The 25,203-nt window shown below is 38.0% G+C and carries 22 protein-coding genes; 11 read left to right on the top strand and 11 right to left on the bottom strand.

Annotated elements, in window-relative coordinates; translation table 11 throughout:
* The first annotated feature begins 5 nt into the window (after nt 1-5).
* Nucleotides 6-2,369 (top strand): phosphatase domain-containing protein, encoded by a 2,364-nt coding sequence (locus EHQ70_RS10845; RefSeq protein WP_135586295.1) that lies wholly within the window; start codon nt 6-8, stop codon nt 2,367-2,369.
* Here the strand turns inward: EHQ70_RS10845 and EHQ70_RS10840 are convergent.
* Nucleotides 2,366-3,091, bottom strand: a complete 726-nt coding sequence (locus EHQ70_RS10840) for a lysophospholipid acyltransferase family protein (protein WP_244288339.1) — start codon at nt 3,089-3,091, stop codon at nt 2,366-2,368. The genes EHQ70_RS10845 and EHQ70_RS10840 overlap by 4 nt on opposite strands.
* A gap of 175 nt (nt 3,092-3,266) precedes the next feature.
* Nucleotides 3,267-4,385 carry an LIC11274 family protein gene (locus tag EHQ70_RS10835; protein WP_135586293.1) on the bottom strand — a complete coding sequence of 373 codons (1,119 nt, stop codon included), beginning with the start codon at nt 4,383-4,385 and terminating at the stop codon, nt 3,267-3,269.
* A 136-nt stretch (nt 4,386-4,521) separates the two neighbouring features.
* Between EHQ70_RS10835 and EHQ70_RS10830 the strand changes: the two genes are divergently transcribed.
* The 8 genes from EHQ70_RS10830 to EHQ70_RS10795 all read left to right on the top strand — a co-directional run bounded on the left by EHQ70_RS10830 (nt 4,522) and on the right by EHQ70_RS10795 (nt 13,670).
* Nucleotides 4,522-5,400: a DUF2225 domain-containing protein gene (locus EHQ70_RS10830; RefSeq protein WP_135586292.1), complete on the top strand. Its 879-nt coding sequence runs from the start codon at nt 4,522-4,524 to the stop codon at nt 5,398-5,400.
* 4 nt (nt 5,401-5,404) lie between these two features.
* Nucleotides 5,405-6,199 carry a tRNA pseudouridine(38-40) synthase TruA gene (truA, locus tag EHQ70_RS10825; RefSeq protein WP_135586291.1) on the top strand — a complete coding sequence of 265 codons (795 nt, stop codon included), beginning with the start codon at nt 5,405-5,407 and terminating at the stop codon, nt 6,197-6,199.
* Nucleotides 6,171-6,809: a hypothetical protein gene (locus EHQ70_RS10820; protein ID WP_135586290.1), complete on the top strand. Its 639-nt coding sequence runs from the start codon at nt 6,171-6,173 to the stop codon at nt 6,807-6,809. The genes truA and EHQ70_RS10820 overlap by 29 nt, the downstream gene beginning before the upstream one ends.
* Nucleotide 6,810: 1 nt before the next feature.
* A complete protein-coding gene (locus EHQ70_RS10815; protein ID WP_135586289.1) occupies nt 6,811-8,118 on the top strand; it encodes an LIC11270 family surface protein in 1,308 nt (435 codons plus the stop codon).
* A 78-nt stretch (nt 8,119-8,196) separates the two neighbouring features.
* A complete protein-coding gene (locus EHQ70_RS10810) occupies nt 8,197-10,047 on the top strand; it encodes an adenylate/guanylate cyclase domain-containing protein (protein WP_135586288.1) in 1,851 nt (616 codons plus the stop codon).
* Nucleotides 10,044-11,936 carry a FecR domain-containing protein gene (locus EHQ70_RS10805; protein WP_135586287.1) on the top strand — a complete coding sequence of 631 codons (1,893 nt, stop codon included), beginning with the start codon at nt 10,044-10,046 and terminating at the stop codon, nt 11,934-11,936. The genes EHQ70_RS10810 and EHQ70_RS10805 overlap by 4 nt, the downstream gene beginning before the upstream one ends.
* On the top strand, nt 11,933-13,021 hold the full coding sequence (locus EHQ70_RS10800) for a hypothetical protein (protein ID WP_135586286.1): 1,089 nt from the start codon (nt 11,933-11,935) through the stop codon (nt 13,019-13,021). Before EHQ70_RS10805 ends, EHQ70_RS10800 begins: the two co-directional genes overlap by 4 nt.
* A 52-nt stretch (nt 13,022-13,073) precedes the next feature.
* Entirely contained in the window at nt 13,074-13,670 is a 597-nt protein-coding gene (locus tag EHQ70_RS10795) for a hypothetical protein (protein ID WP_244288306.1), read from the top strand.
* Here the strand turns inward: EHQ70_RS10795 and EHQ70_RS10790 are convergent.
* From EHQ70_RS10790 to EHQ70_RS10780, 3 genes are read right to left on the bottom strand one after another with little or no spacing between them, the layout of a single operon-like run.
* Nucleotides 13,643-14,740 carry a DUF1574 domain-containing protein gene (locus EHQ70_RS10790; protein ID WP_135586284.1) on the bottom strand — a complete coding sequence of 366 codons (1,098 nt, stop codon included), beginning with the start codon at nt 14,738-14,740 and terminating at the stop codon, nt 13,643-13,645. The two genes, EHQ70_RS10795 and EHQ70_RS10790, sit on opposite strands and share 28 nt — an antisense overlap.
* 8 nt (nt 14,741-14,748) lie before the next feature.
* The gene (locus EHQ70_RS10785; protein ID WP_135586283.1) at nt 14,749-16,227 is read right to left on the bottom strand and encodes an MBOAT family O-acyltransferase; all 1,479 of its coding nucleotides are present in this window, start codon (nt 16,225-16,227) and stop codon (nt 14,749-14,751) included.
* A gap of 1 nt (nt 16,228) precedes the next feature.
* Nucleotides 16,229-16,729: an NYN domain-containing protein gene (locus EHQ70_RS10780; protein ID WP_279638499.1), complete on the bottom strand. Its 501-nt coding sequence runs from the start codon at nt 16,727-16,729 to the stop codon at nt 16,229-16,231.
* A gap of 51 nt (nt 16,730-16,780) precedes the next feature.
* Here EHQ70_RS10780 and EHQ70_RS10775 point away from each other — a divergent pair, with 51 nt between their 5' ends.
* The gene (locus EHQ70_RS10775) at nt 16,781-17,533 is read left to right on the top strand and encodes an SDR family NAD(P)-dependent oxidoreductase (protein WP_135586282.1); all 753 of its coding nucleotides are present in this window, start codon (nt 16,781-16,783) and stop codon (nt 17,531-17,533) included.
* 1 nt (nt 17,534) lies between these two features.
* Nucleotides 17,535-18,980 (top strand): FAD-binding oxidoreductase, encoded by a 1,446-nt coding sequence (locus EHQ70_RS10770; RefSeq protein WP_135586281.1) that lies wholly within the window; start codon nt 17,535-17,537, stop codon nt 18,978-18,980.
* 141 nt (nt 18,981-19,121) lie between these two features.
* Here the strand turns inward: EHQ70_RS10770 and EHQ70_RS10765 are convergent, their stop codons facing one another.
* Genes EHQ70_RS10765 through EHQ70_RS10740 form a run of 6 tightly spaced genes read right to left on the bottom strand, consistent with a single transcriptional unit; the run spans nt 19,122 to nt 25,202 of the window.
* Complete coding sequence (locus EHQ70_RS10765) at nt 19,122-20,258, bottom strand: LptF/LptG family permease (RefSeq protein ID WP_135586280.1); 1,137 nt, start codon at nt 20,256-20,258, stop codon at nt 19,122-19,124.
* A complete protein-coding gene (locus tag EHQ70_RS10760) occupies nt 20,255-21,538 on the bottom strand; it encodes a PP2C family protein-serine/threonine phosphatase (protein WP_135586279.1) in 1,284 nt (427 codons plus the stop codon). The genes EHQ70_RS10765 and EHQ70_RS10760 overlap by 4 nt, the downstream gene beginning before the upstream one ends.
* Nucleotides 21,535-21,960 carry an acyl-CoA thioesterase gene (locus tag EHQ70_RS10755; RefSeq protein WP_135586278.1) on the bottom strand — a complete coding sequence of 142 codons (426 nt, stop codon included), beginning with the start codon at nt 21,958-21,960 and terminating at the stop codon, nt 21,535-21,537. The genes EHQ70_RS10760 and EHQ70_RS10755 overlap by 4 nt, the downstream gene beginning before the upstream one ends.
* A gap of 7 nt (nt 21,961-21,967) precedes the next feature.
* Complete coding sequence (gene pbpC / locus EHQ70_RS10750; RefSeq protein WP_135586277.1) at nt 21,968-24,082, bottom strand: penicillin-binding protein 1C; 2,115 nt, start codon at nt 24,080-24,082, stop codon at nt 21,968-21,970.
* On the bottom strand, nt 24,060-24,674 hold the full coding sequence (locus tag EHQ70_RS10745; RefSeq protein ID WP_135586275.1) for an RsmD family RNA methyltransferase: 615 nt from the start codon (nt 24,672-24,674) through the stop codon (nt 24,060-24,062). Before EHQ70_RS10745 ends, pbpC begins: the two co-directional genes overlap by 23 nt.
* Nucleotides 24,675-25,202: a tetratricopeptide repeat protein gene (locus EHQ70_RS10740; RefSeq protein WP_135586273.1), complete on the bottom strand. Its 528-nt coding sequence runs from the start codon at nt 25,200-25,202 to the stop codon at nt 24,675-24,677. It abuts the gene before it with no gap.
* Nucleotide 25,203: the final 1 nt, after the last annotated feature.

Here is a 25,203-nt window from a genome sequence, read left to right as displayed (position 1 = left end):
TGTCCATGAATTCGGAATCTTCCATTCTTTTCACCCAATGCCTTCAAAATGACTTTGCAGCTCTACTCGATAAATACGATCCACTTCCCAATTCCTTACACATTGGGTATCAGGAAGCCAACAGACTTTTGGGAGAGATGATGGAAGAGGGTCCAGTATTTTCACTTTTAGACTGGGCTTATGAAACAGACCCCAATCACTTAAAACTAATTCACATTCGAGATTGGCACGACCCTAATTCAAAATCACAAGAAGATCACCTAACGCAATTTGGCGATCATTGTTTAAAAAATACAAAAGGAGCTGAATTTGTATTCCAGAAATGGATCGAAGAATATCCAAACCGAGCGGATGTTGTGAATGCTTCGGGGTTGAATGATTTTGTAGATACAAATTTAGAATCCATTCTAGTACCATACAAAGGAAAATCCGTAAAGGTAGGAATTACCGGAGTTTGGACAGAAGCAAAAGTAACTTTTCTTGCTTATGATTTAAAAACGAGATACCCCGAATTTGAAATTGGAGTCTGTTCGGCACTCACTGCAAGTTCTTCTCTTTCCATGCATTTCATTGCCCTCGACCAATTGAAACAGATTTTAGGAGTGAAAGTCTTTTCTTCTATTGGAGCCTTTACTGAATTTCTCACCGGAAGCCAACCTAATCTAGAAAAACGAATTTCTACAAATGCACGTATCTCAAGCGACAAATTAAAGTTAGATCCAAAGTATCCCATCTCAAAAACGGACAATCAAATTTTACTTTATCTCTTTCGAGATTGTAAAGAGGTAGAATTCAAAACTTTAGATGGTGGATTTTCAGGAAACGTAGTTTTAAAATCAAAGTCTACGGACCACTTGGGTCATTTACAAGTTCCTTGTGTTGTAAAAATTGGAGAAAGAGATCTCATTGCCAAAGAAAGAACTGCCTTTGAACGAATCCAAGAAGTCCTTGGAAACAATGCCCCGTCCATAGTAGATTTTTGTGAATTAGAGAATCGAGGAGCCATTAAATACCGATATGCGGCGATGTTAGATGGGAATGTCAAAACCTTTCAAAAGGTATATGGTTCTATGCCAGACGGTACGGGACTTGATCGGATCATCGATACTGTGTTTGGTGAACAACTGGGTCGTTTGTTTGAAGCGGCTGCCACGGAAAAACTAAACCTTTTAGAATACTACGACTTCCAATCGAAATACTCTAAATCGGTTCGTTCCCGAGTAGAATCATTACTTGGAGGGCCGCAAAACAATCCAGAAATTGAAATCGTTTCTGGATATTCCGTGCCCAATCCTTGTATCTTTTACGAACAAGATCTACTGAAGTTAAAAGAATACAATGCCATCACACACAATACTTCTTATGTGCACGGTGATTTGAATGGGGCCAATATCATCATTGATGGACAAGAAAATGTTTGGATGATTGATTTTTTTCACACCCATAGAGGTCATATCATTCGTGATTTGTTGAAATTGGAAAATGATGTACTTTTTATTTTTTGTAAAATTGAATCGGAGGCGGAGTGGAAAGAAGCAGTGAAACTCACCGATTTTTTACACAATCAAGAAGATTTAGGAATCGAACTAAAACTAGATCCACCAACATTTATCAGTAATGAAAAACTAAAAAAAGCCTATCGCGTAATAGCAAAACTTCGATCCTACTACCCTCGTTTGGTGAAGTTAGACAGAGATCCTTACCAGATGCATGTGGGTGCTTTGCGGTATGCGATGCATACTTTATCCTTTGACGAAAGTAATGAATGGCAAAGGAAATGGGCTTTGTATGCAGGATCCAAACTCATTACAAAAATCAAGGACTTCATCCAAAGGTCTAAAGTCTTACGAATTGATTATTTAAAACCATTGGCAGATTCGGATCATAACGATTTGTCTCGGATTGGACTCACCATCCTTCCTGGTAGAAAAGATAGAGCCCGTGTGTTAGATGACGATTTAAACACCATACAAAGGGAAGGGATCACCCATGTCCTCAGTCTCATCACGGAACAAGAGTATGTCGACTATGGTGTCACCGATCTAAAACCAGAATTGAAACGAAATGGAATCGAACAAAAACAAGTTCCCATTTTGGACCAACGAGTTCCAAGCCTCACCCAAATGAAAGAAACTTTAGAATGGATGGACAAAGCTCTAGTGAACCAACATCGGGTTCTGATTCATTGTGTAGGAGGACTCGGCAGGTCTGGAACCGTTGCCGCAGCCTATTTGATTTGGAAACATGGATTGGATTCGGAGTCTGCCATCCAAAAAGTGAGAGAATCGAGAAGTGAACGAGCCGTTGAGTCTCTCGAACAAATTCGATTCTTAGAACTTTGGGAAAAAGAAATCAAACAAAAAATCTAAACAGTAGAAACTTTGATCCTTTCTGCTTCTGTTAGTGCATCTAACTCTTGTTTTTTGGATTGCATTAAGTTTTGAAGATACGTTTGAAATTCTTCCCAAGAAGAAAAATCTGTAGGATCGTGAGAACCCAAACCCAAATAACCTACTACATTTCCTTTTTGGTAGTTTTGGTAAGTGGTAATTCCCGATTTTAGAGCCACAAATACCGGAATTTTTTGATCAAAAGCAATTTTCACCATACCTTTTTTTAGAGGAAGGATTTCTTCTGAATAAGTGTTTTTTCCTTCTGGATACACAATGTACGATGTGGTTTTTAAACCTTCGATTAAGTTTTTAACAGAAACGGCAACAGACATGGCTTTTGAATTATCAAATACTTGTGAGCCCATGGCCACCATCCACCAATACGCAAACCATGCTTTTTTAATCACCTGATTTGCTAAAAATGGTTTTCGGATCACATAACAATCATAAGGAAAATCCATTTCGTTGACATGGTTTAAAAATATCATATGTCCTTTTACTGGAACATTAATTTCATTAAATACGATGAGTTTGGTTTTCGTAATACCTAGAACATCTTCCGCCCAAATTTTGGTTCCTTCTAAAAACTCTTTGATTCGAGCTTCTTTGTTACCAGTGAGTGAACGATATAATCCTCTGATTAAATATGGACTTGCTTTTCCAAAAACAAGAAGGGTGATTCTTAAGTAAACTTTCATCACCAAACGCCCGTAGTGGACGCTGAGTCCGTGTAAATTTTTCTTAATGAGATCGTCAACGACCGGAATTTTCGCCATAGCAACAATTAGACAAAAGAGGTCATTCTGTGGAAATAAAAAAGCCCAAGAAAAATCTTGGGCTCACTCATTTGGAAACGGTGTTAGTTAACGTTTCTTATTGTTGCGGATTGGATGTCGCTCCGGCGGCAGGTTTTACTGGGATATTTAAAGCTTTTTTACGTTCTTGGTCGTATTTCATGAACACCATATTGTTGGAGTCCAAATCATACACTCGACCTCTTACGTCGGCATGATCCACGCGATAATCTTCAGGTACACGAACATCAAACATAGCTTGTAATCTATTGTCATATTTGATATAAGGGTTTTTTGTAAAATCGTAAGTCACTCCGTCTACCTTCACTGGTTGTCCTTCCACAGCAGCACCATTTTCATCTTTTAATGTTTCTGATTTTGCTTGTGAATTGTTCAGGTAATAGTTGTCGTAAGGATATTTCAACTTATAGATGTTAATCGCGTTTGCTTTTGAATCACGACCTAAGTTGATAGCGCCAAAATACAAATCGATACGATACTTTCTATGAGATGGTTGGAGTTTTTGGTGTTTTTCCAAATTCTTTTCCACTTTCAAAGCGGTAGCTCTTGCTTCTTTTGCAAGACCAAGATGTTTGTATCCTAACTCTAAGTTTTTCTCAATAGCATATTTGTTATAACTATAATGAGCTTCTTTTGGATCATACATACGACGTGAATAGGGAGCTTCTCTTGGAATGTCCATCACGTCTTGGCGAAAATAAGAGCCTTTTCCATATTCAATGGAAATATCCAGAAGGGCTTTATCCATAGGATTGTTTGGATTTTTTCTTTCCATAGCCGTTTTCATCATCTCTTCTGCACGCAAAATGTAGAGTTGAGAAAGTTCTTCTGTCATTTTTTCAATTCCCAATTGGCATTCGAGAAAACGTTGGTATGCGGAAGAATAATTACCTTCGAAGTGGTATTGTAAACCTTCTTGGTAAATTCGTTTGGCTTCGTTGTATTTCTTCATACGAAAGCCTTCTTTCCCTTCCGGTGCATTTATTTCCGTAGGTTTTCCTTCCGGATCTTCACCACGGAAATTTTTAACGATAGGTTCTAACTCACGTAAGTATGTCAGAAGCTCAATTCGTTTGTGGTAGGATTTGCTAGAGACTGATTCTGCAAACATAGGTGCCTGCATCATGAGACTCATCATGAGAATAAGAAGGGATTGTTTCATTGCTCTGCCGTTCATTCCGTTTCCGTACTTTCCTTCCTTCGAAGAATCTTACAAGTAATTTCGGGGTGGCCCCTGTGAGTATTATCGGAGATTTCTGATATTGGATTGACAGATTGTATTTTAAAATTGAGCCTTTTCCTAGATTTTTCCTATGTCCCTAGCCGCTGCCCAGTCCAAAAAAGTATCTTTTCGCGCCAAAGAGTCCACAGCCTGCCCAATTTGTGATGAAAATCACCAAAAAGAACAAATGTTCCAAGGTGGTGGCCGACTCATCGCCGGGAAGTTGGCTCAAGATTTACGACGTCTGTATGAAAAAAACAGAAAATTCGGTCGTGTCAGCCCCCTGGATTATGTCATGTCTGTTTGTCCCCGTTGCCTTTATTCCTCTTTTCCGAAAGATTGGAATTCACTCAATCCGGCAGACAACGAAGCCATTCGAATGGCCACTGACAGTCGTAGAAGTTATATTGAAAAAATTCTTGGACCACTTGATTTTACGGCAGATCGCCAAATTGCGTTAGGTGCAGCCTCTTACTTACTCGGAATGGACTGTTACCAACTCCGTGGTGCCAGTGTGGCCCCTACTCCCAAAAAAGCAGTTTGTGCCATCCGTGCTGCTTGGTATTTTTCCGACCTTCATGATGAGTTTCCTCATATCGGTTATGACAAAATCAGAGACTTACTCTATCAAAAAGCAGCAGTCATTTACGGTTATACATTAGAACTCATGCAAAATGGAAACGAACCTGTGGACCAAGCTGCAGGGATGCTCGGACCCGATACAGACAACAACTGGGGATTCGATGGTGTTATTTATTTGAATGCATTTTTAACAAAAAAATTCAAAGACCAAATGGCTCCCAAACCGGAAGACCAAGTTCTCCTTCTATCTCGCGCCAAACGAACGTTAGCAAGACTTTATGGTTCAGGAAAAGCATCCAAAGGAAAACCAGGACCGATTGTAGAAATGACACGTGAATTGTACGATGAATACAATGCCATTCTAGAAGCGATGGGAGGCGAGAAGTAAGGGTTTGCCCAACTACGCTCTTCTCGTCGAATTCGACGGCACACATTTTTACGGATGGCAAAAACAAAAAAATTTACCGACTGTCCAGTCTGCCATTGAATCTGCTCTAAAAATCATTCTAAACAAAAACCCCGCATCACGTTTGTCAGTTGCTGGAAGAACAGATACCGGTGTTCACGGATTAGGAATGGTGTGCAATTTTAAAACACTTTTGCCTATTCCCAATTTCCATAAACTACTTGTCTCCATCAATGCACTCACACCAAAAGGTGTATCTATTAAAAACGTAGTGGAAGTTCCAGCAGAGTTTCACTCAAGATTTAGTTGTACAGGCAGAGAGTATATCTACAAAATATATTATAGTAAATACCAAAGTAGTTTTGTCGAAGGTAGAGCCTTTTGGGTCAAACACCATGTCGATTGGGATTTTGTGGAAAACCAACTAAAGACACTTGTGGGAGAAAAAGACTTTCGATCTTTCACAAAAGCAAAATCGATGGCCGGCAAACGGGCGGTACGTGAGATCTTTGACATTCGTTTGGAACGATTGACACCAGATTGGATCCAAATCCGAATCCGCGCCAACGGATTTATGCACAATATGGTTCGTATTACTGTCGGAACTTTACTGGACATCGGAAAGGGACGTTGGAATTCTAGATCCATCGGCTCCATTTTGGAAGAGAAGAACCGTACGATTGCAGGGATCACCCTCCCGCCGGACGGACTCTATTTTGTCCGCGCATATTACGAAGATTATCCGGAAATTCATGAATTGTATAAAATCACTCTTCCTTAGCATTTTTTTAGCACTCACTCTGTTTTCCGGTCTTCTTTCCGCTCAAACCTTAGAAGAATACAACAAACGAAGGTATGAAATTGGTGGTTGGGTAGGAGCGGCCAATCCCATGCCAGGAACTCCTACTGTTCGTATTTTGGACACAACCCTCGGTGGGGGTTTTTATGCTCGGATGCCATGGCCTTGGGTTTTTTATACAGAAGTCGGTGGTTCTTACGCAGTATTTTTATCCAGATCGGAAAGGGCCCTCACGGCAATGCCCCTCTATGCAGCCCTAGCTTACAAAATTCCTCTAGAACTTCCCATTCAATTCTTTCTAAAAGGGGGCGGTGGTTATTCTTATGTTGTCGCTCGTCCGGCCGATACGGCTCGGTGGAATCCGACCGCCTTTGGTGGGTTAGAGGCAAGTTTTATTGCTGGTCGTAGGATTAGGATTGGTGTACGATTGGATTATTATAAGATCTTTGAAACTCATATGGATGTTCCAAACCAATACAGATACCCACTTTCTAGTCCTTATGATGATCCAAGATTACAAAATCCGGCAAACTACTCATTGCAGAACGTAGATTTTTTCTACTTCGGTCTAACAGTTGGAGTGTTATTTTAACATGAAATCTATTTTCCTTTTTTTCTTTGTTATTCTTTTACATATAACCCTTTTCATCGATTGTAAAACCAAAGTCAGTTTAGGTGATGAAACAAAACTTCCCGTTATCTCCACCCTCTTCAACAATCGTATGTTATTACTCCTCAAAGGAACATACGCTACTGACTATCCACTGGATTGGAGCGAACTCAATAATGGAACTGGGGATTTGTATGTAGATGACCAAGGGGAAGGTCTAGACCCAGGTATGACTTTGGTCAACCAACCGAAAGCCGGAAACATGCCTATCTATTTGGATATTGGAGAGGTTCGGATTTCCAGTAAGTTTGTAAAAGGATTAAATGAACTGACACAAATTCGTGATACAGTGGATTCCAATAAATTCTGGGACTATATTGCACCTAACAGACAGGTATTTTGTACAGTAACATATTCTTTTGATAATAACACTTGTGTAGAAAATAATGGGATTTTGAAGGCTTACGATTTCTTTAATGGAATCGGAGCTCAGTTTACATCCAATGACCCTTCTTCTGAAACAATCGGATGGCTTGAATCAGCTGGCTCTGGACAACCTTGGTTTGGACGTCAGTATTATTATGCGGGGATTTACTTCCGCTCTCTGATGACAGGTTATGCTTTGGATGCAGGAGTTCCCATTTCAGGACGTTTTGACAATAGACCCATCATCAATGCACTCAATATTGTCCCACGTAACAACTACATAGCCGGCACAACTTCTGCTGCTAAAAGTAGTATTGTACCAAAGATGTTTCCGGCTTTATATTCACAACTTCCCACCCAAGCAATCCAATCCGATATGCAAATAAGGGATGGATTCGATCCTTATATTTTAGAAGTACGGATCAATTTAAAAGAAAATTTAATGTTACATTCTTACCTAACAAGTCGTTCAACAGTTGTCACTTATGTTGGTGTGAGTGATATCTTTTTTGACCACAAAGGGGAAGGAGATGCGGGTGGAAATATATTGACAAGGGCACGAGTCATTTACCCAGAAACTGCGTCTAGCATCACTATTTCCGGTGGTGGCAATTCATTGTTACATTATTATGGCATCTTTCGATTCCATGAAAATGAATTTATCAACGTTTTGCCTCTTGCGGCGACACCTGCAAAACAAGATGCCAAAATCAAATACCTAAACCCAGGTACATATAGGGCAGTTTGTTTGGGAGACCTAACAAAACGGGACGGTTATCCGGACACTGTAGTACGAGAGACTACATTCACAATTCCCGAATATCCATTCAGACAAACATATAACATTGATTTGACATGCCCTTAGTAAAAAAATAGTTTATCTTTTCAATTTTACTTTTTTTCTAGCACCGTTTTTTGTGAAGTTGGTAAAAGTACCAATGATATGAAAACGATTCTGCTAAAACTACGATCCCTCTTTTCCAAAGATTCCCATTTACATGGGGAACTGCAGTTTCCGATCCGCTACAAACTCCTTCTCATTACCTCGATTGTATTACTTGTTTCCATGTCGGGGATCATCTTTCTCGCTTCTTATTTTTTTCGAAAGGATAGTGAGGTTCGAGTTAAAGAAAACAATATTAAAATCAATGAAATCCTTTCTTTAAAGGTAAAATCAGATTTACATTCGATGAAACAAGATGTGCACATTACGGCATCTGCCATTCTAAGAAGCCCAAACTCAGCAAATGCAATCGCCAAAGAGTTGTTTGAAGAAGATCAAAACTTTCTTTTGATTGGAGCCTATGATGTTAGTTTGAATCCAAAGTTTGAAGCATTGAATGATGAGTTTTTACAAAAATACGATTACCAAAAATCAGAAGTAAAGGGATTACTTCGTAACATCCAACCTAAGTTAAAAAAATCTTTCAGTGGTACAACTGTTATATGGAATGCAAGCCCACACTTCCGTCATCCCATACTTTGCCTCAGCTTTCCCCTGTCTGAATCTAAAGACACACATACAATCCTTGTTACTTTAATTAAACTCGATAGCCTACTCGATGCCTTTCAAACATCTGGACCTGTTGAAACCTTTCTTGTCAGTGAAGATGGAAGTGTACTCGCACATCCAGATGCTAAAGTTGTATTATCAGGAATCAATCTAAACGATCTACCCATTGTAGAACGAATGAAAAAATCTCCTGTTGACAATGGTCAATTTCGTTATGAATCCAAAGATGGAGTCTCCTACCTTGGTTCATTTAAAAAATTGGGACTCGGTGGTGTGGGAGTGATATCCCAAGTTAGGGAAGCTAAAATCTTTGAAGAAGTAAATAACATTCAAAAACGGAATGTTTACATACTCATCGTATCTTTGGCACTTTCGTTTATTGTTGTTTATATTTTTGCAAAATCTCTATCCACACCCATTTTGAAATTGGTAGATGCTTCAGAAGAAATTCGACGAGGGAATTATCATATCGAACTTCATGCCACAACACATGATGAAATTGGAACCTTAACCAAATCGTTCGTAAGTATGGGACGAGGTTTGGAAGAAAGGGAAAAATTAAAAGATTCCTTTGGACGATTTGTCAACCAAGACATTGCAGAACTTGCAGCCAAAGGAAAACTATCTATTGGTGGGCAGAGAAAACACTGCACGATCTTTTTCTCGGATATCAGAAGTTTTACGGCCATTTCAGAAAAACTCCAACCGGAAGAGGTTGTAGAATTTTTAAACCAATACATGACCGAGATGGTGAAATGTGTTCAAGACACAGGAGGAACCGTAGATAAGTTTATTGGTGATGCCATCATGGCAACTTGGGGAGCCCTACGTGATTCCAAACAACATGCAAAGTCATCAGTAGAAGCTGCCCTTCGTATGCGGGAAGTACTTATCGAATTTAACAAAGACAGAGGAACTGTCAAAAAACCAATCATTCAAATTGGTTGTGGGATTAACACTGGCTATGTGATTGCAGGACAAATCGGAAGTTCCGATAAAATGGAATACACTGTGATTGGAGATTCTGTGAATCTTGCATCCCGTGTGGAATCACTCAATAAAGAAACCAACACAGATATCCTCATCACAGAATCCACTTACCAAGAAATCAAGTCCGACTTCCATGTGATCAGCATGGGCGAAATTGAATTAAAAGGTAAATCTAAAGCACAAAAAGTTTATGCCGTCCTTGGAAGGAAATCAGACACCGATTATCCAAAGAATTTGGGCGAACTACAGAAGTTAGTGGGCATCACTGTAGTGAAGAAGGGGAAAAAATGAATTTAGACAAACGAGATCGCCTCGTATTATTTACCCTACTTGCTGTTGCTATTTTGTTTTCGATTTTGTTTTATCTGGATATCAATCGTAAAATTGGAATTGGAGACCGCGAGGTAGTTGGAACTATTTTTTTCAAAAACAATATTGTTCAAAGAAAATTTGAAGATGAAGTGATTTGGGAAAAACTAGAAAACAATAGTCCACTCACCAACAAAGATACAATCCGTTCAGAAGCATTTTCCGATGCCCTCATTCGATTAAAAGATGGAACCGAAATCAATATTGATGAAAATTCAATGTTTAACTTAGATTTAACGGGCGAAGAACCAAACCTTGAATTTACCCAAGGTTCTCTAGAAGTTAAAAAAGATGATTCCAAACCCAACCAACTTAAAATCACCAGTGCAGGAAGTGAAATCAACGTAGACTCCGGAAATGTTAAAATAGAAAAATCCAAAGAACGAGAACTTAGTTTATTTGTAGAAAAAGGAAAAACCACGGTCAAACAAAAAGACGGAAAGTCTGTGGCCGTAGAAGAAGGAAAAAAAGCGGAATTCAAAAAAACAGGAATCGAAATTAAAAAAATTCCCGTAGTTCTTTTGGCTCCTACTTCGCAAAAATTATTTTTTACAGATCCAGACGATGTATCTGTAAATTTCAAATGGAAACAAGAACCTGGATATGGAGACCCGAATATAGAAATCTCTAGATCACCTAACTTTCAGATGACGTTTATTAATGAAAAAGTGGAAGGGACTGGAAGCAACTTTCGATTGAAAGAAGGGACTTTTTATTGGAGAATCAAGGTTAAAAACAAACAAGGAACGGACTTTGAGTTTAGTGAAGTGAATAAGTTCTTTGTCACAAAATTGGAATCCTTCCAAGGAGAATCTCCCGAACAAGGAACTGTATTTCCTTTCGTCCAAACCTATCCGCTCGTCACTCTCACTTGGACAAAACTAACTACTGCAAATTCTTATAAACTAATTTTATCGAGTTCTCCGAAATTCACAAATCCAATCAAACAATTGGATACAACAGCCAACCAAATTTCTTATGACGATTTAAAGGAAGGTACATACTACTGGAAGGTAGTTGCCAAATCATCATTTCCTGACACTAAAGATAGGGAGAGTCAAGTCCTATCCTTTATTATCAAAAAACAAAATACCATACCTGCACCTAAATGGTTACGACCGGCCAATGGATCAGAAATTTCGGCGGAAGAAATCAAACAAAACCAAGCCATTTTGATTTGGGATGGGAATGCAGAATTAAAATCCTACCAGTTAAAAATTGCCAGTGATCCCAAAATGAAAAATATTGTTTTTTCAGAAGAAACTGTTTCCAACTTTCTTGTACCTAACTGGGCTCAGATGGGAAAAGGAAGTTTTTATGCGAGTCTCATAGGTAAATCAAAAGAAGGCAAAGAAACAGAAACTTCATCTACTTTAAATTTTACTGTCGTAGACAAAAAGAAAAAAATAGAACCAGAAGAAGAACCAACAGAAACTAAACAAGAACCAAAATTGGAAATGATGTCTCCCAATGGAACCATTGTCCAAATGAAAGGAAAATCAAGTTTGGACTTCCAATGGAAGGTCACAGGTACCGCGCCAGACAGATATGATTTGGTTTTATACCAACATACAGCTGATAAAAAAACTGCGATTTATAAAATCACAACAAAAGAATCCAAACATAACCTAAAAGATTTAGGAATTTTGGATGAAGGTTCCTTCTCTTGGGATCTCAGCGTATACAAGGATTCTAACCTACTACTTTCCAGAAAGGGAAGTTTTATCTTAGCATTGGATCAATTTAAATCTTTAAAACCAACTGATATCGAATTCATTTCGCCAAAACGATTGTACAAAGAGAAACGATGAAACTTAATACAAAAAGAATTTTATTAGCATTCTGTTTTGTCTCTTTCTCACTGGGAGCACAAGACGGAACCAAACTCATTGCTTGGAAACCAATTGCCGATGCCAGTGGGTATCAAATCCAAGTAAAAGAAAAATCAGGAAAAATCGTTATCGATAAAAAAATCGATACACCTTACCATTCCATCGAAGATCTTCCTTCTGGAGTTTATTTAGTAAGGACAGCTCCCTTAAACTTATTTAAAAAACCAGCCGTTTGGTCTGTTTGGAAAGATTTAGAAGTCATTATCTCGGAACCACCGCAAGTAGTGACCGAAGAAGAAAAACCAATCATCCTTCCTAAATCAGAAATTAAGTCAGAAAAAACGGTTTCGAATCTGACGATTGAAGGGGAACATTTTTTAGAAGCAACGAAAGTTGATCTAACTAAGAAAAATGAATCTCTTCCTATTTTGAGTAAGGAAGTAAAATCATCAGAACGTATCGATTTAAAAGTAGATACCACAGAGGCAAAAACTGGTCCTTATGATTTAACAGTCACCAATCCTTACCAAAAACCAAAAGTGGTTTCAAACTTCCTTCAGATAGAAGAACCAAAACATACAGTAGGTTTAGAATCAAATCATTTGACGGGCTCAGTTGCTAAACAAGAACCTTCGGTTTCACAAAAAACAAATCCAAAAGAAAATCTTGATCCAAAAAAACAAAAGGTAACCGTTCCCAAAGGTAAAATGTTTAATGATTATTCTTATGAAGAGATGTTAGCTTTTTTGGAATCTGACATTGCTGTTAATTGTAAACATACAAAAGTTCCCGCATTAACCTTAAGTGAATGCCACAAAACATTTGTTATTCTTAAATTCGCAAATGAAGACAACCATTCCGTATTTGAGTTTTATAAATTGGTTAGTGAAAATGAAACTGACAGAATCAGTGCCTATCAATATTTTAGTACCAACTGTTCTCCCAAGTTTCGACCTGCTTTGGAAAGAATGGAGCTACAATCGAAAAATCGAAGCAATCTAGACCCTGATGAACGGCAATCACTACTCCAAGAATTGACTAAATTTCGAACTTGTTCGAGATAATTTCTTTTTCTTTTGCTTGTAATGAATCCCTTTTTTTAGTCCTATTAAGAGAATGAGATACTCTTTGATAGCATCGGTTGGAATTGTACTTGCGACCGTACATACCCTCCATTCCGAACCATCCGTTCTGAGCCAAAATGTGAAAGAAGTCACAACAAGAATCCAAGATTTGGCTCTATATCCTACTCTTTCTAAAAAAAGACTTTATGGGGCCGTTTCTAAAGGTGGTGCCATTCGATTCGATTTAAAAGCAGGAGAGTCTTCTCCTCAATCCATTGGCATTGGTGTTGCAACCGACGGAAAATTGAAAGAATGGGTTCTTACTGTTTATTCTGGCAACGGCCAAAATGAAAACCCAACCATCCTAAGAAAGGAAAAAATTGAAGGCGAAGTGCAATGGGTATTCGAACTACTAGCACCACCAGAAGAAATCACGGTAGAAATTCAAAACTTACATTCAGACACACCCGTCTCTGTAGTAGAGATAGTGCACGGTTATTATTATGGATATTCGGTGGATAAGGAAAACAATACCAAACCCCAACCACAAAATCCTACAAAACCAAACCCAACCGATCCAGAAAAACTTTCACCAAATGATGTTCAAAATCGAACTGAGTTTTACCGAGCACCTTTTACAAAAGACTGAATTAAGTTTTTAAAAATAAAGTCGGTATACTCATCGTAACAAGTCGGTGACATATGACCTGCATCACTAAAATTGTTGCAGGTGTAATTTGGGTCATCGTTCATATTCCAAAACGGCACCCCATTCTTTTTATGGTATTCAATCATTCTTGGATACCAATCATGATACACCGTATCTTCCCTTCCATTTCCTACAGAAACTTTTAAGTTTCGAATATGATCCATATAAGGTAAAGAAAGTCGAACCCAAATCACAGCAGATGGCACACCAAGATCTTTCGCCAAAACTAAAGACTGGTCTGTAAAACTAAGTACCTGATCCGAAAAATGAAAAGGGACTAAATAGGAATGAAAGTCTCCGAACGCCGATTTTTTTAACAACTCCTGAGGAAGGACAGACTTATGTGTACCCGGAGTCATTGCAGATCCTTTCCCCTGATTTAAATTTTCCATCAAGTTGTTTCGAAGTTCTCTATAAGGAATGAGAAAAGTTTCTTTGTTTTTGGCTCTTGTGAGGATAACTTCTAATTTGGGACGATATTGATAAGCACGGAACATTCGCTTGGCGATGAGAGTGGAAATATCATCCGTTGAAAATAAAGAAAAATGTTTTAAAACAAAAGATACATTCAATCCATTGGTAAGTGTTTCATCGACTTTTAAAGTTGCTGCCGCATTGTACATTTCCACGGAATGATCAAACAAAAAGAAATCAGGTTTTACCTTGTCTTTATGAAATTGTTCCATCCATTGTAATACATAATCAGGTTTTCCTCCCGGTACGGAGAAATTAAACATCACCCAACCTGGATATTTTTTATGGATGTATTCATTATCAAATAAAAGAGCACGGGAATTTCCAAAATAAACCAAAACCTTGTCTCGGTCTTTGTTTGATAAATATACTTTTAAATCTTCATACAACTGATGTTTTTGGATGTAATTAATATCAGAAAGTGATTTTGAAAAATAAGTATGTACATTCTCAAGAAGTAAGAGTTTGTCTAGGCAAAAGGTTAGGAATACAACCAAAAACGGGACAAGTAAATATCGGTTACGAATTAAATCCACAATGTCTCCTAAAACTTATAATAGATAAACTCTCCACCATCTTGGGATAGTGTGGCGAGAAGGAAAATAGTAACAACACCAAGTATGGGAGCAAGCCATACATCATGTTTACGGACACGTTCCCAAAACTCAGGAACATATTGGATATGATGAAAAAACAATAAAGCAATCGAAGTATAAAAGATTCGTTCTAAATTTTCGATGTGTTGGAATCGAAAAGAAGATCCATTTCCAAATAAAGATGTGGCAGGAACCAACCATTGATTGGAATCACCGAGAAACATAATTTCCAAACTGCCTGTAAAGTGTGTAAAAATTCCATGGAAATGATCAATCATGTTTGATGCATTGTTGGAACGAAACATAAGACCCGAAATGGAAAACAAAACAAATACAATGAGAGCCTTACATACGATTAAGAATTTGTTTTTTTCTGGAGTTAATTTCCAACCAAGTTTGTCTTCGAAAAAACGTTCCGCAGCAAGAAGCACACCCCAATAAAATCCCCAACAGATAAAGGTATAATCGGCCCCATGCCAAAAACCACCGAGTGTCATGATGATGATGAGGTTTAAGTAAGTACGAACCTCACCTTTGCGAGAACCACCGAGTGGAAAATAAATATAATCTCTTAGCCAAAAAGATAATGTGATATGCCAACGTTTCCAAAGTTCCCTACCAGATGTAGAGAAAAAGGGAGCTTTAAAGTTTTCTGGTGTTTCGAATCCTAAAAACAATGCCACAGAACGCGCCATGTCAGTGAGACCCGAAAAATCACTATAGACTTGGATCGCATAACAAACCCCTGCGATGAATAAAGAAAAGGAATCATACTCAGCTGGAGAACCAAACACCGGCGAGATGGTGAGGGACATAGGATCAGCTACTAGAACTTTTTTCACAAGACCCGACATGAGTAGATAAGAGGCCCTGTACATCTTTTCTTTGTTTGGAACTAGTTTGTCCAAGTTTGGAAAAAAATCAGACATCCTCATGATGGGCCCGGCAATCAAAACAGGAAAGAATGCTACAAACAAAAAGTAATCTTCTACTTTGACTACGGGTTTTGAGGAATCACGGTAAGTATCAATGGCAGCAGCAATGACTTGGAACGTATAAAAACTAATTGCGAGTGGAAGTGCAATGTGAATGAGATCGGGAACTTGTTTAAAGAACGGATAGTTCGTAAGATCAGCAAGAGCCCTACTGAAAAAATAAACGTATTTAAAAAATCCTAAGTTGATTAAGTTGAGTGATACAGTAAATCCAATCCAAAACTTTGTGGGAGTGGATTTGATTTTGCGATACAATAGATAATTGATACCGATGACGATGAGAAAATGAACGGTCAGTGCAGGCGAAAAGTAGGCATAAAAACCAATCCCTGCAATGAGTAGGAAATACTTTCGAATCTCTTTGGGAATGGCCCAATAGAGTAAATAAACAATGGAAAAAAAGATTAAAAATGGAATTGAGTTGAACAACATATCAAGGAAGGAATTGTCTCTCCCAGTAATCGGTTTCCGAACTTGGTGTCAATCCTTCTTTCAGGTGGTTAAATTCCGTTTCGTCCTCTTCCGCTTCCCGTTTGAGCCATTCGGCATAAAACTCTTCGGAGGTCATTCGTTTGGCCCGAAGCCTTCTTGCGAAACTGATGATCTCCTTGTCTGTTGTGATCACCAAACACTGCGAAGGTATTGGACATAAGTTGAGATAACCAATTATGAGTTCGTCTGCTTTTTTTTCATGACTGTAATGGATGGAAAATTTACCCCAATCTTCCGAATAACAGTCGGAGGTAAGATCCTTTTTGCCGTCAAAAAACACCAAAATTTTGGAATGTTGGTCCTTAAGATAGAATCGATCTAGATGGACAAGCAACCCATCCCGGGCATCTTGCAGGCGGTATTCACCCAAACAAAAAGCCAAATCGGGAAATTTATACATTAGATTCATCCCATCGATCAGGATTCTCTCAATTACGGGCACAACTCTATTGAAACCACTTGCCAGATTCGATTAAACCAAAAAAACGTAAACATGGGGAAAAAAATAATCATCGTCGGTGCCTCGAGTGGGATCGGAAAAGCCATTGCAGAAGCTGAATTGAACGCAGGGAATTCTGTGGTTCTTTTGGCAAGAAGGGAAAAACCCTTAGAGTCCATTGCCAAAAAAGCAAATACAACCAAAGAAAAAAGAGCCTTCCCTTTGGTCTTTGATGTGACAAAGTTTTCTACAGCAGAGAAAACTTTTGCGAAAGCATTGAGTTTGCTTGGCGGAGTGGACGAAGTGTATTTTGCATCGGGTGTGATGCCACAAATTTCTCCTAATGAGTACAATACGACAAAAGATTTGGAAATGTTAAATGTCAATCTTCTAGGTGCTGTTGCTTTCCTAAACCCAGTTGCTACTTATTTTACTAATCAAAAGTCTGGGAAAATTATTGGGATCTCTTCCATCGCCGGTGAACGCGGTAGAAAAGGAAATCCAGTTTACAATACATCCAAAGCTGGATTCAACACATATTTGGAAGCTCTCCGCAATCGCCTCTCTGAATCAAATGCCCAAGTAACAACGATTAAACCAGGATTTGTGATTACGGAGATGACCAAAGGTCTCGATCTTCCTGAGAAAGGACTTTTAAAAGCAATCACTGCCGAAGAAGCCGCAGAAAAAATCCGCCAAATCGTTGCTAGCGGGAAAGACGAAGCATTTGTTCCAGGAATCTGGGCACTAGTAGGACTTATCATTCGTAACATTCCCAATTTCATTTTTAAAAAACTGAGTATATAACATGGTCGCTAAAAAAACAAAATCCATTCCTGATTTAAAAGTTCCCAAAAAGGAAAAAGTCGAAGCATGGGGTATGAGTTCTTTTTCTCTATCACCCATATTTCGTCCAGAATCGGAAGAAGAAATCAAAGAACTCTTTGTTTGGGCCAATCAAACTGGCACCAAAGTTGCGTTACGTGGTGGTGGTTGTAGTTATGGTGATGCTTCTACAAACACAGATGGAATCGTTTTAGATTTAACTCACTTCAATAAAGTTTTAGATTTTAATTTAAAAACTGGTGTGATGACGGTTCAGTCAGGTGCTCGCATCAAAGACCTTTGGGAAACAGGAATCGAAAATGGATTTTGGCCTCCTGTTGTTTCAGGAACCATGATGCCTACACTTGGTGGTGCTCTTTCTATGAACATTCATGGAAAAAACAACTTCAAAGTAGGAACCATTGGTGAACATATCAAAGAATTTACATTTCTCACTGCCAAAGGAGATATTTTAGTTTGTTCTCCTAAAAAAAATACAGATTTGTTTTACTCTGCTATTTCCGGCTTTGGAATGTTAGGTTGTTTTTTAACAGTCCAAATCAAAATGAAACCAATCTATGCTGGCAAAATGAAAATTGATCCAGTGTATGTAAGAAACTTCGATGAATTATTCGCTTATTTCGAAGAACATTACAAAACATCTGATTATTTAGTTGGTTGGATTGATGCTTTTGCTTCTGGAAAATCAATGGGTAGAGGCCAGATTCACAAAGCCACAAATCTAAAAGAAGGCGAAGATCCTGACTTTCCGGGTAACTGTTTACTCGAAAGACAACACCTTCCCACTCGCCTATTCTACGTAATTCCTAAAAAATGGATGTGGATCCTCATGCGTCCTTTTAGTTTTAATTTAGGGATGCGGCTCATCAATTTGGCAAAATGTATCGCAAGTATTCTCGTAAACAATAAAGCCTATTACCAAGGCCATGCGGAATATGCATTTTTATTAGATTACGTTCCCAATTGGAAGTTTGTTTACAAACCAGGTGCGATGATCCAATACCAAGTGTTCATTCCGAAAGAAAACGCCAAACAAGCGTTCCGTGAAATTTTTACCATTTGCCAAGAACGTGGAATAGTAAATTACCTATCTGTTTTCAAAAAACATAAACCAGATCCATTTTTACTCACTCACGCTGTGGATGGATTTTCAATGGCTATGGACTTTCCGGTCACCAAAGGAAACAGAGAAAAACTCTGGGCACTTTGTAAAGAAATGGATGAAATTGTTTTAAAACACAAAGGAAGATTTTATTTTGCAAAAGACTCCACCCTTCGCAAACGTGTGATGGAATCTTATTTTCCTAAAGACAATCTGAAAAGGTTTTACTCTTTGAAGAAAAAATATGATCCAAAGGGAATTTTACAAACTGATCTTTACAAACGAGTGTTTTTAACAGAAAACTAAATCACAAACGGTTTCAAACAAAGAAACTAAAAACTTTCACAATCTTTAAACGAGGAGAATGACTCTCCTCGTTTTTATCAAATTTAAATTCTAAAAAAAAGAACTAGAGAGATTCAAAGTAAAACTGAGAACTGAATGGATTTAGATATTCATTCTTCTATACAAAAAGTACGCAGCTGAAGTAAAAATCACTGGTGTCATCCACATTCCAATCCAAATGGGCAGAGCACCATTTTCTGCCAAAGTTTTGGCAGTCGAATTCAAAATATAATACAACAATACAACGGCGATGGTAAGACCAAGACTCGCAACACCTGCAGACCGTTTGGTGATAGCACCCGCAAGAGCCCCTAAAGTAACCACAACAAAAGACATCAGAGGCATAGCAAATGCCATATGTTGTTGGATGATCACATTCCGGAAAGGAATACCTTTTGTAATCCTAGATTGAATTTCATCTGCTAATTCGAAAAAATTCATTTCCTCTGGATTACGAACTGGTTTAGAAAAGTAAGCTAAGTCTTCCGGGAAATCATAAGTTTTTTCAGGATATTTTATCCGAGAGACTAATTCTAAATTTTCGTTAAACCTGATTTCTTCAGCATCATACAATACCCAACTATGAGGTGATGGAATGAATTTTGCTTTTTGTGATGATACAGTATAAGTGGGATGTCCGTCTGGTTTGATTTCAATATAATTGAATCCACCTTTAACCGTGTTTTCCTTTTCATCGATCCAATAGACGTAATAAAATCCTTTTTTTCCTTTAATATGCAACTGATATACAAAATCGATCAATCGATTGGAACCTTTTGCCATGATGCTAAATTCGATTTGAGCTTTTTTGTTTGCCGGTATCACAACCGTTTGTCCAAACAAAGTCATAATCAGCCACATCGAGATTCCAAAAAATAAAATAGGTGTGATGATGCGAATAAAAGACACACCTGCCACCATCATCGCAACAAGTTCTTTGTTTACACTGAATTGACCGATAACAAAACAAACGGAAAACATCAGAGCCGGTGCAACAACTTGGTCCACCATGGATGGTAAGGAATACAAAACATGTAAATACACATGAGATTGGTTTACTTTTGAAGAAACCAAATACTTCATCACATCTGTGAATTTATAAATCACAATCATGGATGTTAACATGATGAGAGTTCCAAGAAAGGTTTTGAAAAAATCTAAAAATAAATAACGATCTAATGTTCGAAAAGGGATGAACTCTCTTTTGAACCATAAAAATGGTGTTAACAACAAATTCATAAAATTTCCAGTAATAACATACTCATATCGTCGGAAATTCGTTTTGCCGAGAATGACATGGAGTCCTCATATAAAGCATTCAAAAATTCTTCACCTTTTTTGTCAGAATGATTTTTTATGGATGCAAACAAATGTTCATCTCCGTAAATCTCGCCCGCCTCATCAAAAACTTCCAAAATACCATCGGAATAGAGTAAAATTCGATCTCCCGAGTTCGGAGTGATCGTAAAATCTTTCAAATTAGGTTTTAAATAGGAAACAATTAAAGTTCCCATCCCTTCCATAAATTTTGGATCTGAACCTTTTTCCAACAGGATAAGAGGAGGATGGCCTGCTACGGAATATTTGATTTCTTTTGTATTCGTATCTACAAATAATACACAAGCACTGATATGATTATTAGGAACTAACTTTTGTAAATCGCCATGAATTGATTTTAAACAAGAAGAAGGTTCCATTTGGTTTCCATGGATTTTAAAGGCAAGAACGGCCATGGCAGAAACCATAGCGGAAGCAATCCCATGCCCCGAAACATCGGCAAAAAAAAGAGCTAATTTCCCATCTTCCCTTTCCAAATAACTAATCGCATCACCACCCACTTGTCCAAAGGACTGGAAAAAGGAATGAAGGCGTACACCTTTTGTTTTAGGCCACTGGGTAGTCACTAAATTGGATTGGGTTTCATTTGCCATATCAAGTTCGTTCAACATCCGATCCTGAAATCCTTTGAGTTTGGATTCGGAAATTCTGAGTTTTTCAACGGAGCTGAGGCGAATGTTCAGAGTGAGATAAGAAACAAGGGTTGGTGTGATGATAGAAGAAAGGTAAAGAGGCAAATTCACTTGTGGTTCTTTGGTATAAATGCCAATTAGAATTCCAGCGGAAGTTACTGTTCCCAAATAAGAAACGAGCGAACGACGATCGACAAAACTGACTCCGATACAAGACAATACCAAAATCATTCCTACCAGATAACCGATATAAAGTGAATTCCAATACAACAAAATGAGAGAATGTGCACTCATTGTATAAAAGAACACTAACATGATCGACTGGATCTGTTTACGAACCCAATCAGAAAAATATGTAGCAATGAAAAAACCTAAAGTGACGGATGCATGTAAAATACGAATCCATTTCGGATCATACAATCCTAACTCATCAATAGGTGCAAAAATTCCAAAACCGATAAAACTAAAAAATACCATGAGGCAAATTCGTGAAATCTTCATCACCTCATCGTCTAGTTTAAATCGTTCTTGGAAGGATTGTTTTGTCATACCAAATGGTTAGATCCAAATTTTGTTTTAAAATGATCTGGAAGTGCAGATGGTTTTTGTAATTCAAAATCAAACCAAACAAAAGAAGCATTTCCTGTTAAAACACATTCATCATTTTCATTCCACATAGAACAAATCACAGTGAAGGCTCTGGAAGAAATAGAATCTACTTCTAAACTAATTTCTAAAGTAGCGGGGAAAACAACTTGTTTGCGATAATCCATATCAAGATGTGTTAACACTGGTCCAGCTTTCACAGGTTTGTGTGGAGAATCCCACAGTCCTTCCTTTGTAAAATAATCCGCCCTAGCAGATTCAAAGTATCTAACGTACGTAACATTGTTTACGTGACCGAAAGCATCCATTTCGCCCCAAACAACCTGTTGGGTGAATTTATGTTTGTATTTGATTGGTTTTGGCATGTGTTTGTTACCGAACTTCAAATAAAGAAAGAGACAAAAGTTTGCCATCTTTATCTTTTACTTGTAAACGATATTCTCCCTTCTTTGGTTCCCAGAGGTAAGGCCCTCCGACAGACCCGATCTTTTCATCGTTTAAATAATAAGAATACGAAACATCGTAAGAACTGAAAGTAAAGAGGATTTTTTGACGACCCAAGGGAATATCTGGATCCAAAGCAAATATACTTCCATTCACCGGTGTAAGGATTCTTGTTGATCTTGTTTTTTCTAGCCTACTTTCTTTAGACGAAACAAAACCTAATTCTAATGAACTCTCCTCTGTAGGCGGAGTTAATTTTGAACCAATTGACTCATGAAATAAATCCATAGTCTCTCGCCACACAGGAGCAGCTCCAGTAATTCCCGATACATCTAACATAGGACTTCCTGTTGGATTTCCTACCCAAACTCCAACGGTATAAATTTCTGAATAACCAATACACCAATTATCTCTCATATCTTGGCTTGTTCCCGTTTTGACAGAAGTGTAATAAGAAGTAGATAAAAAATTATCCCATCCAAATCCTAAAGATCTGGCTTCTCGATCCGCGAGGATTTCCGATACCATATAACTTGATTTAGGTGAAAATACTCTTCGAGAATGGATTATATCCTCGGAACGATCAAATTTTAATTCAGAATAGATCCCACCATTCGCTAACGTTCGGTAAGCATTAGTCAACTCCAGGAGTGTAATATCGGCCGTTCCGAGAGCCAAAGATGGACCATAAAACTCAGGGTATCTAAGTCCTGTGATTCCAAGTTTTTCCAATACCAAAACAAATTCATTGATGTCCAAAAAGGACAAAGCCCGAATGGCAGGAATATTCAAAGAAGAACCAAGACTTTCGCGAACCGTTACATTTCCCTTATAAGACTTATCATAGTTTAACGGCCGATAAATTCCTTGGTAAACAGGGATCCCCACAGGAGAATCGGAAAGGATGGAGTCGGGTGTGAGTTTATTTTCTTGGAAATTTTCTGCATACACAAATGGTTTTAAGGTAGAACCCACTTGTCTTTTGCTTCGAATGAGATCCAGTTTGGATACAGAACTTTCTTCTCCAATATTAGGAACGTAAACCAAAACTTGTCCGGTGCGATTTTCGATAACAATCACAGCCCCATCTTTTACATTTTTATTTGCCAGAGTTTTTACATTTCGTTTTAGAATCTCTTCTACTTTTCTCTGGAAGTTTAAGGATAAAGAAGAATTAAATTGTGACTTGTTTTTATCCTCTTCTTTAGAAAAATCTAAAATTGTTTTTGTGTAGAGAGGAACAAAAGAAGGGTATTGGGGATAATCAAAATTACGAAACAAACTTTCTCGCACAAGCTGGGATATGGATTCACAATCATTGGCACCATCTCTTTCTTTTTTCAGCAAACAAACACGTTGTATTACTTTTTCAATAGAACTTTGGGGCGAACGAATTAGGGCCGCAAGCAAATAGGTTTCGTTAGGTGTGAGAGCTTCGGGAGATTTCCGGAAGAGCCCTTTACTTGCAGAAGTGATTCCTTTTAATTCTCCTCTGAAATAAATTAAATTGATATATGCAGTAAAGATTTCTTCCTTTGTCCAAGTTTCTTCTAATTCCACTGCCCTTTGGATTTGTTTGAATTTTTGAAATAGAGTTTTCCTTTTAGATGCAGATGATTTTAGTTCAGGGTCTAAAAGAGAAACAAGTTGCATTGTAATTGTGGATCCACCGCGAAGTGATGATCCCGTAAGGTTTCCCCAAAAAGAAGAAACAAGTGCATTCGAATCCATCCCTGTATGTTCAAAGAAACGTTTGTCTTCAGCATGAACTACCGAATCGATTAAAAACTTTGGAAGTAAATTGTATTCTGTCCATTCTTCCGATCGGTAATCATTGCGGATTCGGTATCTTTGGATGAGATCTCCACTTCGATCAAACACTTGTATGTCGGAAGGAATGTATTGTGATTTGACTTCCTTATACGTTGGTAAAGACCAAAGGGGAGATACAATGATTAAAAATACAATTAGAATTACCGAAACTAACTTTTGAATGGATCCAAAATCAAAACGATCTGTTTTACAGATCGGAAGACTCGGCATATTCATAACCTGTTTCAATGATCAAATGGCTACCGTATTCTCTGACCTTATGAGGAACTTCCGCCCAAATTGTATTGATTGGTTGGTGTTCTGGTATTTGGCATAAAATGAGAAAAGGTTTTTGCAAAGATACACAAAAACTATGTAATCCTTCCAACATCTCTTTCATTCTCGTTGGTGTTTCCGACCAATATGTATAAGGTGGGTCTAAATAAAAAATATAAGCTGATTCTTCGCCAATCTCCCACTTTAACGTATGTTTGGTTGCATCTTTTCGAAACAATTGTACATTGGGAAGTCCACGAAATAACGAATGGAGTTGCCTGAACCTAGTTTGGTCTAACTCATAAGTAAGAAGTCTGTGAACTGAAAGGCTATAGGCTTCGGCAGAAATTTGACCACTGCCGGCAAAATAATCACAAAACAAAACGGAATCAAAACCGAGTCCCCAAGAAAGAAGGCGAGAGTCCATAAGAGAAAAAATTGCTTTTTTGACGAGGCTGTTGGTAAAATTCAAATGCCCCGATACATCTGGTGGAGAAGGAATTTCTTTTCCTTTCCACTTTCCTTGTGATACACGTAACCCTTTCATTCATTTACCCGAAGATTTGATTTCTTCTAATTGAGATAAAACATGTTTGGAGGGAGAGTTAGATTCAATTTCCGAAAAAACCTTTTTGGCTTCTGATTCGTTTTTTAAATCCATAAGACCAAGTCCGTATAAAAGAAGGGCATCATTGTATTTGGGACTTTGTTTTCCAAATTTTTGAAAATCTTTTCCCCATTCAATGAGTAAATCTGATTCACCAAAAACAAGAGCCCGTTCCATAAATAGATAAATTGCGTTCCAATAATGAACCGATGATCTAAAGTTAGGTGGAGCATCCCGAACCACCTTCCCTTTTAGTTGGACCCAATTCTCTTCCGTGGAAACATAGAGGAAAAAAATCCGGGGATCCTTCTCACTTTCTGATCCATTCAAATACTGAAGGGAACCTTTGGAAACCGTGGCGTAATTTCCTTTTTTAAATTCTGTATAGAGGGTTGAAAAACCAGAAACCTCGCCCCAAAGGAACGAAGGTAGAATCAAAAAACCAAAAATATACTGAAAATAAGACAAA

The organism is Leptospira congkakensis, assembly GCF_004770265.1.
GTDB lineage: Bacteria > Spirochaetota > Leptospiria > Leptospirales > Leptospiraceae > Leptospira_A > Leptospira_A congkakensis.
This window is presented reverse-complemented; position numbering and strand designations above follow the sequence as displayed.